Raw genomic sequence first — 16,203 nt, forward strand, 5'->3', positions numbered from 1 at the left:
TATCCTACAATTTCATTATCCTTAGTATCTGATCTCGGCAGTTGACCTTGACAGGTAACCTACCGAACGAAGACTACTCTAAATCAAAGCGGGATAAACAAACGATTATCTCCACATAGCCTAAGACACACCCATACTTCCCTACTTGAGGTGGCCGGTGTGTTTACCTGAAATCATGGCTAGACTCGGTCACTAAAGCGATAGGACAACGACGGGTATATATTTGCATGTCACTAAAGAACGGAAACGTGAAGCATCCTCGAAATTTGGTTATCTTATGAGGAAGCAAAAAACCAATCAGGACATGAGTAACTGATTGGTCACAAATGCTTGTACTCACATCCAAATTCTGTCACGGTATCAGAATAAAAAAACATCCCACAAAACCATTGATACCACAAGGTTTCAATTCAATTTTACTTCGATGAATTAAAGCGTAGAACAGCGCATACTTCATTATTCAACATGCTTTGAATTTGCAATGACTGTTGCTGCCGCCTTCCCTAGTACCGCAATTGTCCTGTTTAATTCATCTTCAGCGTTCCCGATTCCTCCAAGTTCAACAACGAGGAGAGATGAATCGAGATCCTGATTGTATTTCCCATCTACGCCTGCTCCGTGTTTCATTACCAAGTTACGGGTAATTCCAGGGACAAGAAGTTCCATTTCGTTTTTTAGTAGAACTGCATTTGCACGATTCTGTTTATAGTTCGGGTGTTCCATTCCTATAACAAACGCTACTTTTGCGTATTTTTGGTCATTATGAGAAATTGTAGTTTTCTCTGGACCAACGGAATCCCTATGGAGGTCAATTATCAAATCATACTTTTTTTCTTGTAATTGTTTTTTCACGTGTGGCCGAATTTTTTTATAGGCACCGCTATGAGGCACTTCAACAGCTAACATATCCGTATCAATACCATTAAACAGTAATTGCGTTTGAAGTTTCTCTCCAAACTTTGTAATATTCTCCGTTTGATGTGAGACGGCAATTTTACCATTTTTCGCATGTGTAACAGGCTTATATGCCTCGTGCGAATGTGTAAAATACAGCAGCGCTTTTGCTTTTTCTTCCGTCACTTGAATCGTTTCCTCTTCCATAATATTTGCGGCGTATACCATGTATGGAGATTCTTTCACGAGGTTGGAAGATTTCACTGTCTGTCCCTCAGGCAGTGTTGTGATAAACACAGGGAACAGAAAGAGAAATAAAATAAGTGTGCCCCATATTTGCAGTGTCTTTTTCAAATGGCATCCCTCCGTGTTCCAACTATATGCTTTGGAACAGAGGTCAATGACTGTTTTTTATATTGGCAATCCAGGTCGATAATGAATCTGCAAGAGTTTCTGCATATAAAGAAACCCAAGCGTCAATTTCCTTAGGTGAAACGAACGTACGAAGTTCATGATTCGTCAACACTTCTTCAAATAACTGAATACGATCTTCATGTGGCCATGTTGCCCAATCACCGAAAATCGGAAGCAAATTTGCCCTGTCAGCATCCTTATTTTCACTATGCAACCACGGTGATACAGAAAGGCGTGATGATGGACTGTTTTTTTCTTCGATTTTGGAAGCAATATAACCAAACATTGTATTTATAGCATCCGCTATTAGAACTGGACCATCAACTACTGTTGGGATGCCAATAGCTATGACAGGAATACCTAGCATATCCTGTGATATTTCTTTTCGACTATTACCAACCCCTGAACCCGGATGTATACCCGTATCCGTCAATTGAATCGTACGGCACAATCTCGAGCTATCCCTTGCTGCAAGAGCATCTATTACAATTAGTAAGTCGGGTTTTATTTCATTGGTGACAGCTTTTACAAAATCTGCTGTTTCCAGACCCGTTTGAATTGTCACTCCGGGCGCATATACAAATACCTCACTGCCTTCATCAGAATAATAGTCAGGTACAATTCCCCGTAGCCGATCCATTGTCAGTGGCCCGACCGCATCAGGTGTGATATCGCGATTACCTAGTCCTATCAAGAGTATCTTTCCTGTTTTAAGCGACACTACATCCGCAAGCATTTCATCCAGTTTTTGAATCAGCACCCTGGACATGTCAGTAAGTCCTTCCTGATCATCAGCTGTAAGTGCCGGAACTGTCAGTGTAATATATGTTCCTTTTTTCTTTCCAATCTTTTTTTCTCCTTGTGCATCAACGGTTACAGATGTCAAGATGACCCGTCCTAATCTTGATTCACCGAATAGTACACCCTCCGATTCCTTCAACCGGTTTTTTTCACTTGCTGTTCGGTGGCGAACCATTTCCTCACTTTCATCCACAAGATCCGTTCTATAAAAATCGAACTTCTCCATATAATCACCTCACCTTCAAGTTTGTGCGATGTGCCATGAAAGTATTCTTTATTCTCACATTATTTACATTTACCTGGTGGCTCGACTTTTTGCGAGCGACTTGTAAACTTGTCTAGGCTAGACTCTTCTACCTAATCCCTCGAGTCGCTGCAGTCCATAAGGCAAAAGCAAAGAACACCTAGGCTAAAAGCATTTCCGTACTTATCATGGCTGAACAAGTACACAGCACTTTTGTTCTTGCAATCTCGCGCTAAATTTGATAAAATAATGCTTGTTGTGAAAGAGATATCCGAAACTTCGTGGAAACACTCTTGCCTTACCTGAAACTGGAGGTGAATGAAATGCCAAACATTAAATCTGCAATCAAACGCGTAAAACAAAGCAATGCTGCAAACGAGCAAAACTCGAATGTAAAACACGCAATGCGTACTGCTGTACGTAAAGCTGAAACTGCTCTTGACGCTAAAGACGAAAACGCTACTGGCTTACTAAGAGATGCAATCAAGAAAATGGATACAGCTGCACGTAAAGGCCTTATCCATAAAAATACTGCATCACGTCAAAAAGCACGTCTTACTAAAAAAGCACTTTAATTTTCATACTAAAAAAGGCCGCCCGATTTTTGGACGACCTTTTTTTTTGCCTTATATATCTTCCAAATTGGATACTATGCATAAGCACAGTTCAGAAAACAGTCCTGTTAGGAAGGATTGAACTGCATTCTGCTCGGGCATGCGACGCGGCTCCCTTAGACTTCCTACCACTCCACAGACACCTGCACTATTCTTCCGTCATTTCCTTAGAGGTTCCATAAAGAACAATTCCAATATCCGTTCCCTTTTTCCACTTGAGGTTTTCAGTTTGTAGTCGATACCTGCAAGTTTATTCAAAATGACGAGCAATCGTTCCGAACTCGGCAGCCCCCTGTTTTCCATCATTAGTTTTACCCTGTATGGATGAACACTTAACGTTTTTGCAATTTGATGTTGCTGATAGCCCTTTTTTTGTAGCAAGCCAACATGTACCATGAGCCTTACTTGACTAGCAATAAGAGATGTCAACATAATTGGTTCCTCACCATTGCGTAGTAAATCACGATAGATTGCAACAGTATTCGATACTTTTCCAGTGACGTAAGCATCTGTTAAACGGAAGACATCTATTTCTGGCGTACGCGGTACAAGTGACTCAATCACATCTGCTGTGATAGCACCTTCCCCGTTCAAATATGTAGTCATTTTAATGATTTCGGATGACAAGGTCAACAAGTCATCCCCTGCCATTTTCACAAGGAATTCTGCGTCGTCCGGGCTGATTCTGGAACCATTTGTACTGACCTCCTGTTGAATCCAGGTAAAAAGATCTTTTCCCTGCAGTCTTTTTGATTCGATAACAGTGGCATGTTCTTTCATTATTTTCGTAATTCTTTTTCTAGCGTCAAGTTTTTCATACGGTGCTATAAATACAACTGTCGCTGTCGGAGAAGGGTTTGCAAGCCACGTCTCCAGCAGCGTTAAATTATGCGTCACTTTTTCCCGTGTTTTATCTTGCGCTTTTAGAAAAGAGGCATTACCTGCAATGATTAACTTGCGATCTTCCAGGAATGGCAGTGTATCAGCTTCCTCGATAACCACTTCAACTGGCGTCTCGTCTAAATCAAAACGTATGACGGAGCCTTCATCAATATCAGGTAATGCTTTTTTTAGTCGGCTAATTGTTGAGTCGAATAAATGCTGTTCGAGCCCGGTCAATAGATAGACAGGTTCGATTTCTCCTGCGGCTATTTTCTTCCAAATTGCAGTCGCCACATTATTCACCTCTTCCCTTTAAATGCTTTACAATTATACAGTATAGCAAATCATTGGTGAACAAATTGTGTCATATACACTCATTCACATATAAAAAGTTGATAGCTATGGATTTTAACCTTGAAATCATCTATACTATAATGGAATCAGGAGGTGTAGCAATGAATGAGTTTGAGCATGATGTACAGTCCAAACGTAATGATCTAATCGATTCAGGAATCGGCTTCATAGTCGCTTTCGTAGCATTTTCAGCAATTTTTGTTGTTGCTACAATAATCGACTTCATCGCTAGTTAATAGGTTTGTATGAAACAGGACACCACATCCTATCCAGGATGCAGTGTCCTTTTTCATTCTGTCATATCTGTGATTTCAAAACGGTCTTTTTTTTGAATGACAGTAATAGACCCAGATTCAGCTGTTGACATCGTTCGCATCCCATGTTTTCTAAATGTCTCAACGACTTCTGGATGGGGGTGTCCATACCTACTGTTCCTACCTGCAGAAAAAATCGTTAACTCAGGTTGCAGCGCATGAACAAACGGTTCCGAACTTGAAGTCTTGCTGCCGTGGTGACCCGCTTTCAAAATGATAGTTCCAAAATTGGAATTACCGTACTTGCGAAGAATTTGTTTTTCCCCATCTAGTTCCAGATCTCCTGTAAATAAAAAAGAAAGTCCAGCTGTCTTTAGGAATAATACAAGTGAACTTGAATTCCCCTCATACTTTCCCTCTTTTGGTGCTATATAATGAAATGATGATTGTCCTTCATTCCACGAAACGCCTTCCTTCATTGATAGAATTGGAATCCTCTTCTCTTTTGCAATCCACTTTACATCTTTCATAGCTATTTCCATTTCACTTCCTGGTGAAATATGAATTTCCTTAACGCTTACCTCTTCTAAAACTTCATCCGCCCCTTCCACATGATCTGAATCGGCATGAGAAATTATCATTTTATTAATCGTTGTAATACCGCTCCCTTTCAAAAAAGGGACGACGATTTTTCTACCAACTTCAAATTTTTTTACAGGTGTTTTCCAATTCGGTTCTCCAAATGTGATAGTTCCACCTGCATCAATAACATACACGGCCCTCCGATAAGGCATTTCGATAACGATACTATCCCCTTGACCAACATCCAAAAAGGTTACTTTCAAAGAACCATCCATATATGGAACAACATGGATGAACAGTGCAGGTACGATTACCAAAGGCAAAGAGCGAATAGCCTTTGAACCCTCTTCACAACGGATAAAAAACAATAACACGCCCACAAAAGCTATAAAGGCACATAATTCATTTGGTTTTCCAGGTGTCCATAATTGATACGGTAAGGATGCAATCCAACTTGTTATCACGCCTACTGTTTCTCTGAAAGGCACATATAACATGAATAACACTTCAGCTACTTTTGGAACGAGAAATGTCATGAAGAGAAGAATAATATTTGCCGGTAAAATAATGATTGAATACAAGGGAACGTATACAAGATTGACGACGAATGATGAAATAGATAGCTCATAAAAGTGTATAAGCAGGACGGGATACAATGACAGTTGACTAATTGAAGTGACGAGGAATGATGCACCTAAAGTAGTCTTTGCTTTAGATAGGATACCCGAAGAATAGACAAGTGAACAAGCAGCTAAATAGGACAGTTGAAAACCCGGTTGGAACAGAACGAATGGTTGATAAAGAAGAAAACAAACTGCACTTATCGCAAGAGCATCATCAAGCCTCATCCTTACCCTCCCTGAAGAAGCCAGTAGGACGATAATGGTCACTGATACTGCCCGCCACACAGAAGGTGCCCCACCCGCCATAACTGCGTAAAGAGGCAGCAAGACCATTATCAGTGTGTCTATCGTTTCTCTTCTTACCGATGCCCTGATTAATAATTCCCGTAGCATAAAGGTCAATAAACCTACATGAAGCCCCGAAATTGCAAATAAATGAGTAATACCAAGTATCCTATAATTTGTAGCTAGGTCTTCATCCATCCCACTGCGATCTCCAATCAACAACGCCTCTGCCTCTACTATGAGTGTTTTCGGAAATGTAGCCTCGATATGATTTTTCACTTTCCATCTATGATTGGATAGACTGGTCCTGAAATCCGACTTCTTGACTGCTTGAATCATTGTCTCTGATTCAAATATTGCTGATGCACCATACATTTTCATATATTTCAACATATTAAAAGAATAGTCATGCGATGGAATATCAGGTTCGCGATATGAACCCGACATCGTAAATGTCACTGACGGAATATTCATTTTAAGGAATCGGTTTTTTTCCTGTTCACTTTCAATCGAATAGATGGCGTAAATCGTTGCACCTGACGAAGTCTTAGCAAAACCTTTTATTTTAGCACCGTCAACTTTTACATTCTCGGTCCAATTGAAGGAAAGGGTTGCATCACCGGTTTCTTGAATGATAGGGATTGTTGCTGAGATGTAAAAAAAAGAAGAGATAGCGGCCGCAACCGCGAGGATAGGAGTGAGGAAATCTTCTTTTCTGCTCAAGAAGATAGGAAGTAGAAAAAGATTACAAATTAACAGATAAGCCGGACCGTATGCAGCAAAAACTGATACGGCTACCGGAATGGCTATATACATAAAACGAACACGGGAAATCATTTGCCGAATAAGTCATCAACCCTTTGCCTGTAAGGGGTAAGTTCCTCATTTTCAATTCCAAGCAATTGCATCTTCTGAAGTATTTCGTTAAAAAGATCTAATTTATTATCGCTGGAAAAGTCGACTTTCTTTTCATCGAATGAAACATGCTCAACAGTAACTCCTGATTGTTCAAACAACTTTAATGCATATTCGTCATTTTTATAGTCAGTTGCATAAACTACTTGTTTGATACCTGCCTGTATAATTGCTTTGGAACACTGCAGACACGGAAAGTGAGTAACATACAGCGTTGAACCGGCAACAGGTATACCGTACTTCGAACATTGCAATAACGCGTTCATTTCCGCATGGATTGTTCTTACACAGTGATTGCCAACTACATAGCAACCGTGGTCGATACAATGATCGCCACCCGAAATGGAACCGTTATAGCCGCCTGCTATGATGCGGTTATCCCTAACAATTGATGCACCGACAGAAAGTCTGGTACAAGTACTCCGTAACGCTAATAGATGGCACTGGGCCATGAAGAACTGGTCCCACGTTATTCGCTCCATTCGAATGCCTCCAATACTTTTTTCGTTCGGTACAGTCAAGAAGAAATGACCTCCCGATCAATTCACTGTAATTTGTGATTCTAGTTTTTCAAATGTTTTCTGACCAATTCCAGATATGTCCATTAATGCTTCAGGCGATTGAAAAAGTCCATTATCCGTTCGGTACTGGATGATTGCTGCAGCTTTCGACGGACCTATTCCAGGGATAGTCATCAATTCATTTTCGTCTGCTGTATTAATATTGATTTTCCCGTCACTTTGTTGAGCACTTATCTCGTTAGTTGCTACAACGGGCATCTCAATTAGGTCTTCTCCTTCAATCGGTACATAGATAACATACTCGTCCGCTAGTTTCATGGCATGATTTAACATGCGGGAATCGGCTTTTGGCAAATAACCACCTGCCGCATTGATAGCGTCAATCAGACGATCACCATCTTGCATTGCGTAAACACCCGGGTTCTGGACTGCCCCTTTTACGTCGACAACGACGACAACAGGAGTGATTGGAATAGTCGTTTCCTCTACTTCTACTTTTTCATTATGTTCTTTAGTCAATTCAGGGTATGGGTTTTGATCGCTCATGACAAACTCAGTGTTGTCAGCCTGTCCTTTGGGATAGAACAGAAAAGCGGCTAGTACAGCGATTGCTGCGATGGGGGTGATAATCTTACGCCATTTACCGGATACAAACGAAAGAAACAGAACGTTCACCCTTTCCTCGGCGGCATCCAAATGGAGTTCCTTCAACTATAGTTGAAAGAACTCCATTTGAAAAGGGTTATTTTCGCACTTGGAAAAATATTCGTTCACTTTCTTCATGCGGAGCCTCATCTTCCCAATCAGCAAAAATCCGCTCTATTTGAAAGCCCGTGTCCATCAACATATTTGCGTATTCAGCAACCGGAAATGTACGTTGCATATGGACCTCATCGAAACGTCTAAATAATTCATTATCACCCTTGACGAAGAAGGCCAGTTCCGAATAAACGGAGTGGATGTCTTCCCCTTCTTCTGCTTCCCATATGTATGCAATTCGACCATTATCAAATGTAAATGGGCCTTCCATAAAAATTACGTCTGTTTTAAAGGTGGAATGCACATCAAAAATTAGTTTTCCGCCAACTGCAAGAGCCGAATGGATATGCTTGAATGTAGATACCACATCTTCACGGTTTTGCAAATAATTTAACGAATCAATTGCGATAACGGCAATATCAAAATCTGTAAAACCTTTTAGTTGTTGCATTGGCTGTTCGAAAAATTGCATAGATAAAGAAAGAGACCGAGCTCGTTCTTCCGCTACATTTAACATGTCAGCGGAAAGATCGATTCCAGTCACTTGTGCTCCTTGCTTTGCAAGCTTCACAGATAAAAGACCTGTTCCACATCCGATATCCAATACACGTTTTCCGGCAATTCCCCCTGCCGCTACATCGATTAACTCGATGTAGGCATCATAAGGAATTTCGGTCATCAGTTCATCATAGACAGAAGCGAATTCGGAATAAGCACGGTTCATTTTTCTGTAGCCATATCGAGCGTAGGAGCGTCTCCCCACAGCTTTTCAAGGTTGTAATAGCCTCGTTCATCTTTATGGAATACATGGACAACTACATCGCCAAGATCGACGAGAACCCATCTTGCCATATCCATACCTTCAATTCTTCTAGATGCGAATCCTGCTTCAGCAGCTTTGTCAGCAACTTCTTTCGCAATTGCTTGCACTTGGCGCCCTGAATTCGCATGACAGATAATGAATTGGTCCGCGATTAGCGATACCCCTTCCATATTCAGTACTACGATGTCTTCACCTTTTTTATCGTCAATTGCTCTATAAGCTGTTTCTAATAATGTAGTCATAACTTCACTGTTCCCTTCTTATTAACTCATTGTAACAGTCTAACGAGTCCGGATAAACGGGAACTCTTTTATTCACTAGAAATTGCACCGACTGATAGATGCAAGCCTCCATTGTTAGATCAAGATTCTTTTCAGCCATATTTCTTAAATCGTCTACCCCAGAAAAACTGCGTCCAGGTTCAATCATATCTGAAATATAGATGAGTTTCTCAAGCAGGGACATATTTGCCCGACCGGTTGTATGATAACGAATTGCGTTCAAAATGTCCAGGTCTGTAATTCCAAATTCATCCCGGGCTATGATTGCACCGACTGGAGCATGCCACAATTCATGATGAAATGAATACAGCCGAGGATCCCCGTTGTCCATTTCAAGTTTGCCTAGAAGAGCCGATTTGTCCATGAATTTGGCGATGTCATGAAATAGTGCTGCCTGCTCCGCTTTTTGCACTGAAATTTGATATTTTTCAGCCAGTCTTTTCGCTGTCTCTGTTACGCGTAGTACATGTTCAAAACGTTCTTTCGGCATACGGTTAGAGATTTCTTTCTTCAGCTGGGCAACTTCCATACAATCCCTCCTCTCGAATATACAATTCAACTATAGGTGGAATTAGAAATTGTACGGTCCCGTTTACGGTGAAACGCTGCCTAATTAAAGTTGAAGATAATTCAACTTGTGGAGTATCCACCATGATGATTGGAAAATCAGTTTCCCCGATAGAACCTGGTCGACCAATACCCACTAAATTGACAATCGTGACGAGTTCTTCAATCCGGTACCATTTCGACAATATATCAATATTATCCCCGCCAATGATAAAATAAAACTCAACATTCGGTTCTTTTTTTGTCAATTGTTCCATGGTATCAAACGTATAGGAAATTCCGCCCCGGTCCACTTCAAAAGCAGATGCGGTTAATCCTTGTAAATCCTTTACTGCAAGGTTCACCATTCGTAATCGTTGGTCAGCAGTTGCATCACCTGGAGCCTTTTTATGAGGTGGAATTGCTGTTGGCATTAGCCGAACTTCATCTAGCCCCAGTGCATGTTTCACTTCATTTGCAACGATTAGATGGCCGATGTGAGGCGGATTGAATGTGCCGCCAAGTACGCCAACCTTTTTCATTTGTCTCTTACCTCCTTATGGAAGTTCGATCCGTTTTTTCTCTACAGATTCTTTATATAAAACGATAATTTTTCCGATTTCTTGAACAACTTCAATTCCTGCTTGTTCTTCAAGTTTTGCAGCTATTTCTTTTTTGTCTTGTTCGCAGTTTTGTAAAATCGTTACTTTGATTAATTCTTTTGCTTCAAGCGCTTCTTCAATTTGTGTAATAACCGATGCTGTCAAACCACTTTTACCAATATGGACATGGGGTTGTAAACGATTCGATTCGCTGCGAAGAAAGCTTTTTTGTTTGTTAGTTAACATGATTATCCTCCAAGAGTTGTCGTTATTTTTTCAATCATTAATCCTGTATCGGGTCGTATTTCTGTCCAAGTCTCAAACGCGAGCGCTCCTTGATGGACAAACATACCAACCCCATTTAGCGTATGTGCTCCTCTTTTACGGGCTTCTAAAAGAAAATCCGTTTCAAGCGGGTTGTATATAATATCTGCAACAACAGTTCCTTCAGAAACATTGTCCATACTTAAAGGCATACCTTTTTGAGCAAAGTTCATCCCCACGGAAGTTGTTTGTATAATCAAACCGAATTCGGAAAGCGACAATTCTGCCTCTTCAAACGATAATACAGTCGAATCGGAAAGTTCTGTTGCTAATTTCTCGGCCTTTTCAAGCGTTCGATTCACAAAAAAGATAGGACCGTATCCCGCAGAGTCTAGGGCAAAGGCGATACCACGTGCAGCGCCACCCGCTCCAATTACGAGAACTTTTTTGTCCTTGCACTGCATGCCATAAGCTTCTTCCAACGAACGGACAAATCCCTTACCGTCCGTATTGGAGCCTACTAGAGTGCCATCCTCAAGAACGTGAACTGTATTCACTGCATTCATCTGCTCGGCGGATGAATCCAACTGATTTAGGAATGGAATAATAGCGCTTTTATGGGGAACTGTAACGTTCCAACCCGAGCACCCTAAGTTTTTCAAACCCTCCACCGCTTCACGAAGTCTTTCTGTAGTCACGTGGTTAGGAATATAGGTCGCATTTATACCATTATCATTAAACCACGTTTCATGCATACTCGGTGACATCGATTGTGCGATTGGATCTCCAATAACCGCATACCACTTTTTCATAGCGAGCTCCCCCTTAGATTAATGAAGGGCGTAGCACGACATCTACCCCACGCGGTGCATGTACAGCGACCACGACATCCGGATGTTGAATTGTAATCCAGCCAAGTCCAGAAATGACAATATCCGTTTTCGCTTTTTTAATCGAAAATTCATGACGGACAAATGGCGGCAGTGTCTCAAGTGATTCCCCGGATGGCGGAGATAGCATTCCACCGAGATGCTCTTTGTACAAAGCATCTGCATTTGATAGCTTCGTTCGGTGAATTGTTAATTCATTTGAAACATGAATTGTGAACGAAGAGCGAGCACCGGAAATAAAGTCGAATCGAGACAGACCACCTATGTACAATGTCTGTTCGGCGTTAAGCTGAAATACTTTCGGTTTTAGTTCTTTTTTAGGTGTAATTGCTTTCAAATCATTTGCATCCAAGTGATGCGCAATCTGATGGTTATTTATGATACCAGGTGTATCGTAGATTGCTTTACCATCTTCAAACGGGATTTCTACAAGGTCTAAAGTAGTTCCTGGGAAATGGGATGTCGTAATAACTTCCCCAATACCAGTAGCACCTTTGATGATTCGATTGATAAACGTTGATTTCCCAACATTTGTACAGCCGACTACGTAGACATCCTTACCACGACGATATTTATCAATTGCCTCGAGTGCTTCTTCCATCCCTTGTCCTTTATGAGCCGAGACAAGCAATACGTCAACAGGTTTTAGCCCAAGCTTTGACGCTTCAGCTTTCATCCAATTGATAAGTCGGTTCGGATTTATTGATTTCGGTAAGATGTCAGCTTTATTACCGATTAATAAAATATCTTTGTCACCTACGAAGCGGTGCAATCCATTAATCCAACTGCCATTGAAATCGAATATGTCAACGATTTTTACGACTAATCCATTTTTTTGTCCAATGCCATTTAAAATGGCTAGGAAATCATCCCCTGATAAAGATACAGGTTGCAATTCATTATAATTGCGCAGCCTGAAACAACGCTTACAGATAACGTCTTCTTTTTCTAAAGAAGCTGGTGGTGTAAAGCCTTCCAATTTCGGGTCTTCCGTTTGGATTGTAATTCCACAACCGATACATTTAATTTCTTCCAAGCTTATTCCTCCCACTTAATCAAGCCACGGCGTTTCAGCCCGGCCATGATCTTTCTTTCAATCTTCCTGTTGAACTTCGTGATAGCTGCGTCTGATGATGCAACCGGGACTACAAGTATCGTATGCAAACCACTTCTATTGCCACCAAGTATATCTGTCAACAACTGGTCACCAATGACGACCACTTCTTCTTTCCTGAGTTTCATAGTGGAAAGAGCTTTCTGAAATGGTTTTCGAATCGGTTTTCGTGCATCATTTATGAATGCAATGCCTAAGGGTTCACAAAAAGCTTTTACACGCATTTCATTATTATTCGAGACAATTGTCACATTTATTCCGGTTTCTTGCATCGTTTTCATCCACAAAATAATTTCGGGAGTCGCATCCGGTCTGTCCCACGCAACAAGCGTATTATCCAGATCCGTTATGATCCCTTTGATTCCTCTAGCCTTCAGTGCTTCGGGCAGAATCTGAAAAATGTCTTTAACAAATTCATCTGGCAAAAAATACTTGTACACGATATCCACTCCGATTTGGTACTTTATCTGAAACGATTATAACATAACAACGCGTAAGGCATACATTGATAAGAAAAACGAAAACGGTCTACTTAAAATCTGCGTGAATCTCCGATAGAATCTGGACACGAGATCGGAAGTTAAATCAGGACATACATTATCGCCTGTCCGACTAAAAAAACGGTGATACGGCAAGACCCGACCGCATATGCTGTCATACAACGACACAGGAGGTGGCCCGATGAGCGGGTTTGTCATGGCGATTGTCCAGCTGTGGCTCGAAGTTCCTGCGGTGATCGGTTATATTCGAGGGCAGGCATTCCAGCGGCCCTTATCGAAAGAGGAAGAAGCAGCTTGTCTGCAACGTCTTGCAGAAGGCGACGAGGATGCACGCGACGAATTAATTGAACGCAACATGCGGCTCGTTGCCCACATAGTAAAAAAGTTTCATCCGAAACACGAATTGCTGGATGATTATATCTCAATCGGAACAATTGGACTAATGAAAGCGGTGAACAGTTTCACACCGGACCGAAAAACGAAACTGGCAACCTACGCCGCACGCTGTATTGAAAATGAAATACTCATGTATTTACGAACGCAGAAAAAAGTGCAAAAAGACGTTTCACTTTTCGATCCGATCGGCATGGATAAAGATGGTCAATCATTACAAATTGCTGATTTGCTGCAAACGGATGATGAATCCCCGATTGACGCAGTCGAGCAGAAAGAACGAAAAGAAAGGCTGTATAGACACCTTGGTAAACTGGATGGCCGTGAACTTGAAATCATTCAAAGACGGTACGGTCTTCTCGATGATAAGCCAATGACGCAAAAAGAGATCGCAGAACAACTCGACATTTCAAGGAGTTACGTCTCCCGAATAGAAAAACGCGCAATCGTAAAATTGTACCAGTTATTCAAACACGAATACAACGAATGAAAAGCGGAAGGCGCCTGAAAAAAAGAAGGCAGTCAAAGATTGCCGCGTCCTGTGGCAATAAGGAAGGATGCAGTTCAATCCTTCCCCACTGCATGACCTACATCCTGTAGACCTCCGACAGGCATAAGACGGGTCGGCGAAGCGGCGTTCTTTGCCGCATAGCCGAACCGACTTTCAAGGATCACAGCCTAAGTACGCCGCTTCCTGCGGCAAAGGCTGCGTGACTCACATCCTGTGAGCCTCCGAGGAGCTGGCGCCTAGAGCTAGACAACATGAAAAGCGGAAGGCGCAGCACAGCCCCGAAAAGCGCTGAGGGCTTGATGATAAGGCGCCCTTTGCCTTCTCAGCAAGACTAAAGCGACTCGAGGGGCTTGCGCCTGGAGCCCGACCCGAATAGCACAAGAATTTCCTCATCAATAAAGAAGAGGCGTTTCCATGCGGGAGTGATCCCAGCATTGGAAACGCCTCTTCGATTACAGATCAATCCGCGCTAACCTCACGGGAGATGATGACTGCAATGATTGTTGATACGATAAAAACGCCTGCCATTAAAATCAACATTGTTGAATCCCTCCTTGAAAGAAACATATACAAAATCTTTTCATGTACCTATCTTACCACGTAATGCCTAAAGTTTCGATAGGACTTTTAAAACAATATCCGTTGAATGACGTGCTGCAACAGGGAGGAACTCATCGAAAGTGACTGATGATTCTTTTCCTGCAATATCTGATAGCGCACGAATGACCACAAAAGGAGTACCGAACTGATGGCAAACTTGTGCCACAGCAGAAGCCTCCATTTCAGCGGCAATCATTAGAGGAAACTGTTCCTTCACTTTTCTAACATGCTCTGCATCACTCATAAACGTGTCTCCAGACGCGATAAGTCCGGTTGCGTGTGCATGCTGCCCTAACTCCTCAACGGCAGCCCTAGCAACTTCAACTAGTTTCAAGTCTGCACTGTATGCAGCAGGCTGACCCGGAACTTGTCCAAGTTCATAGCCGAATGCGGTCACATCGACATCGTGGTGACGGACTTCATTTGAAATCACTACGGTTCCTACTTCAAGTGACTCGTGGAATCCGCCAGCTGAGCCCGTGTTAAGTACGACATCCGGTTTAAATTTATTTAGTAAAATAGTTGTTGCAATTGCGGCATTTACTTTTCCAATCCCACTTTTCACTAGAACAACCTGATGATTACCGATTTCACCCTCGCTGAATTCACATCCTGCAATCGTTGTTTCGATCACCGAGATAATTTCTCCACGTAATAGTTGCACTTCTTCTTCCATTGCACCAATCACTGCTATTTTCATATAATCCCTCCACTAAAAACGATAATTTAAATTAATAATCAAATTCCAATGTCGTTAATTTATCCATTTGCACTGGTTTCCATCCTTGTTCATCTACCCATTCGAGATAGACACGGTATTTCTCTGAACCATCTCTAGAAGAAACGATCCCTATAGATTTCTGAGGACCTCCACCGTTCTTAATCTTTTTGAAAATCAATTCTTTTTCAGATAAACCAGTTGCATATGCAAGGGCTTGTTTTTTTTCATTCCAATCTACTGATTTCCCATCATACATTGATTTATGAACACCAGTTTGTGTTGTACCGATTGGTTCCCAAGCAGTATTAACAACGGTCTCAGCAATGATTTTATCGTCAGACGGACCATAAGTAACCGTCCCCGACTCTTCGCTGCTTTCTTCACTATTTTCTACATCATCACTCACAGTAGATTCTTCCGAGTCCTCAGACTCTGTGTCAGTTGATGAATCAGTTTTATTTGTTTCATCCGTTTTGTCCTTGTCTTCAGCTTTATTATCTCCTTCAGAGAGATTGTCAGTGGTTTCTGTATTAGTGACGTCTTTTTCATCAGCTTGCTTCTCGTTATTATTGCCAAGGAAAATGGTGGAGGCAGTAATACCAATTAACAAAACAACAACCGCAATCAAAATATTTAACGTCCTATTTGTACGTTTGCGTCCTTTTTTACGTTCAATCCTGGAAAATTCAGGCTCCCGTTCAGTCATACGCAAATCAACTCCCATTAAATTTTTAGTTATTCCAATTATGTATTAGACGATTTTCCGGAAAACATGTTCCTTAAGCACGAAAACCGCCCTCATGTAGAAGGCGGCTA

Annotated in this window: 19 protein-coding genes and 1 pseudogene; 4 read left to right on the forward strand and 16 right to left on the reverse strand. The window is 41.5% G+C overall.

Translation table 11 applies throughout. The features are described from left to right. Positions 1–96: 96 nt before the first annotated feature. Positions 97–316, forward strand: a pseudogene (locus tag AC1TO4_RS10600) (tyrosine-type recombinase/integrase); the annotation flags it as partial. A 140-nt stretch (positions 317–456) separates the two neighbouring features. Here AC1TO4_RS10600 and spoIIP read toward each other — a convergent pair. Next, entirely contained in the window at positions 457–1,248 is a 792-nt protein-coding gene (spoIIP, locus tag AC1TO4_RS10605; protein WP_482105290.1) for a stage II sporulation protein P, read from the reverse strand. Between the two features lie 43 nt (positions 1,249–1,291). Beyond that, complete coding sequence (gene gpr / locus AC1TO4_RS10610; protein WP_482105291.1) at positions 1,292–2,335, reverse strand: GPR endopeptidase; 1,044 nt, start codon at positions 2,333–2,335, stop codon at positions 1,292–1,294. Positions 2,336–2,676: 341 nt separating this feature from the next. On the opposite strand from gpr, the gene rpsT reads away from it, so the two are divergent. Continuing rightward, the gene (rpsT, locus tag AC1TO4_RS10615; RefSeq protein WP_482100789.1) at positions 2,677–2,928 is read left to right on the forward strand and encodes a 30S ribosomal protein S20; all 252 of its coding nucleotides are present in this window, start codon (positions 2,677–2,679) and stop codon (positions 2,926–2,928) included. A gap of 198 nt (positions 2,929–3,126) precedes the next feature. Here rpsT and holA read toward each other — a convergent pair whose 3' ends face one another. Beyond that, complete coding sequence (gene holA / locus AC1TO4_RS10620) at positions 3,127–4,143, reverse strand: DNA polymerase III subunit delta (protein WP_482105292.1); 1,017 nt, start codon at positions 4,141–4,143, stop codon at positions 3,127–3,129. 161 nt (positions 4,144–4,304) lie between these two features. Here holA and AC1TO4_RS10625 point away from each other — a divergent pair, with 161 nt between their 5' ends. Beyond that, the gene (locus AC1TO4_RS10625; protein ID WP_482100791.1) at positions 4,305–4,439 is read left to right on the forward strand and encodes a YqzM family protein; all 135 of its coding nucleotides are present in this window, start codon (positions 4,305–4,307) and stop codon (positions 4,437–4,439) included. Between the two features lie 53 nt (positions 4,440–4,492). Here the strand turns inward: AC1TO4_RS10625 and AC1TO4_RS10630 are convergent, their stop codons facing one another. From AC1TO4_RS10630 to AC1TO4_RS10680, 11 genes are read right to left on the reverse strand one after another with little or no spacing between them, the layout of a single operon-like run. Beyond that, complete coding sequence (locus tag AC1TO4_RS10630) at positions 4,493–6,784, reverse strand: DNA internalization-related competence protein ComEC/Rec2 (RefSeq protein WP_482105293.1); 2,292 nt, start codon at positions 6,782–6,784, stop codon at positions 4,493–4,495. Then, positions 6,781–7,344, reverse strand: coding sequence for a ComE operon protein 2 (locus AC1TO4_RS10635; protein WP_482101008.1), 564 nt, complete (start codon positions 7,342–7,344; stop codon positions 6,781–6,783). Before AC1TO4_RS10635 ends, AC1TO4_RS10630 begins: the two co-directional genes overlap by 4 nt. A gap of 57 nt (positions 7,345–7,401) precedes the next feature. Beyond that, complete coding sequence (locus AC1TO4_RS10640) at positions 7,402–8,079, reverse strand: helix-hairpin-helix domain-containing protein (RefSeq protein WP_482105294.1); 678 nt, start codon at positions 8,077–8,079, stop codon at positions 7,402–7,404. Positions 8,080–8,125: 46 nt separating this feature from the next. After that, positions 8,126–8,866, reverse strand: coding sequence for a class I SAM-dependent DNA methyltransferase (locus AC1TO4_RS10645; RefSeq protein ID WP_482105295.1), 741 nt, complete (start codon positions 8,864–8,866; stop codon positions 8,126–8,128). Beyond that, complete coding sequence (gene rsfS / locus AC1TO4_RS10650) at positions 8,863–9,207, reverse strand: ribosome silencing factor (protein WP_482100795.1); 345 nt, start codon at positions 9,205–9,207, stop codon at positions 8,863–8,865. Before rsfS ends, AC1TO4_RS10645 begins: the two co-directional genes overlap by 4 nt. A 4-nt stretch (positions 9,208–9,211) precedes the next feature. Beyond that, positions 9,212–9,775, reverse strand: a complete 564-nt coding sequence (gene yqeK, locus AC1TO4_RS10655; RefSeq protein ID WP_482105296.1) for a bis(5'-nucleosyl)-tetraphosphatase (symmetrical) YqeK — start codon at positions 9,773–9,775, stop codon at positions 9,212–9,214. Then, the gene (locus AC1TO4_RS10660; RefSeq protein ID WP_482105297.1) at positions 9,741–10,334 is read right to left on the reverse strand and encodes a nicotinate-nucleotide adenylyltransferase; all 594 of its coding nucleotides are present in this window, start codon (positions 10,332–10,334) and stop codon (positions 9,741–9,743) included. The genes yqeK and AC1TO4_RS10660 overlap by 35 nt, the downstream gene beginning before the upstream one ends. A 15-nt stretch (positions 10,335–10,349) precedes the next feature. Then, the gene (yhbY, locus tag AC1TO4_RS10665) at positions 10,350–10,640 is read right to left on the reverse strand and encodes a ribosome assembly RNA-binding protein YhbY (RefSeq protein WP_482100798.1); all 291 of its coding nucleotides are present in this window, start codon (positions 10,638–10,640) and stop codon (positions 10,350–10,352) included. 2 nt (positions 10,641–10,642) lie between these two features. Continuing rightward, entirely contained in the window at positions 10,643–11,470 is an 828-nt protein-coding gene (gene aroE / locus AC1TO4_RS10670; protein WP_482105298.1) for a shikimate dehydrogenase, read from the reverse strand. Between the two features lie 13 nt (positions 11,471–11,483). Further along, positions 11,484–12,584, reverse strand: coding sequence for a ribosome biogenesis GTPase YqeH (gene yqeH, locus AC1TO4_RS10675; RefSeq protein ID WP_482100800.1), 1,101 nt, complete (start codon positions 12,582–12,584; stop codon positions 11,484–11,486). A gap of 2 nt (positions 12,585–12,586) precedes the next feature. Next, a complete protein-coding gene (locus AC1TO4_RS10680) occupies positions 12,587–13,105 on the reverse strand; it encodes a YqeG family HAD IIIA-type phosphatase (RefSeq protein ID WP_482101009.1) in 519 nt (172 codons plus the stop codon). Between the two features lie 238 nt (positions 13,106–13,343). Here AC1TO4_RS10680 and sigK point away from each other — a divergent pair, with 238 nt between their 5' ends. After that, positions 13,344–14,045: an RNA polymerase sporulation sigma factor SigK gene (sigK, locus tag AC1TO4_RS10685; protein ID WP_482100801.1), complete on the forward strand. Its 702-nt coding sequence runs from the start codon at positions 13,344–13,346 to the stop codon at positions 14,043–14,045. Between the two features lie 628 nt (positions 14,046–14,673). Here sigK and mtnN read toward each other — a convergent pair. Beyond that, positions 14,674–15,366 (reverse strand): 5'-methylthioadenosine/S-adenosylhomocysteine nucleosidase, encoded by a 693-nt coding sequence (gene mtnN / locus AC1TO4_RS10690; RefSeq protein WP_482105299.1) that lies wholly within the window; start codon positions 15,364–15,366, stop codon positions 14,674–14,676. A gap of 31 nt (positions 15,367–15,397) precedes the next feature. Beyond that, complete coding sequence (locus AC1TO4_RS10695) at positions 15,398–16,093, reverse strand: YrrS family protein (RefSeq protein WP_482105300.1); 696 nt, start codon at positions 16,091–16,093, stop codon at positions 15,398–15,400. Positions 16,094–16,203 lie beyond the last annotated feature (110 nt).

It is taken from the genome of Sporosarcina sp. Y838 (assembly GCF_056786515.1).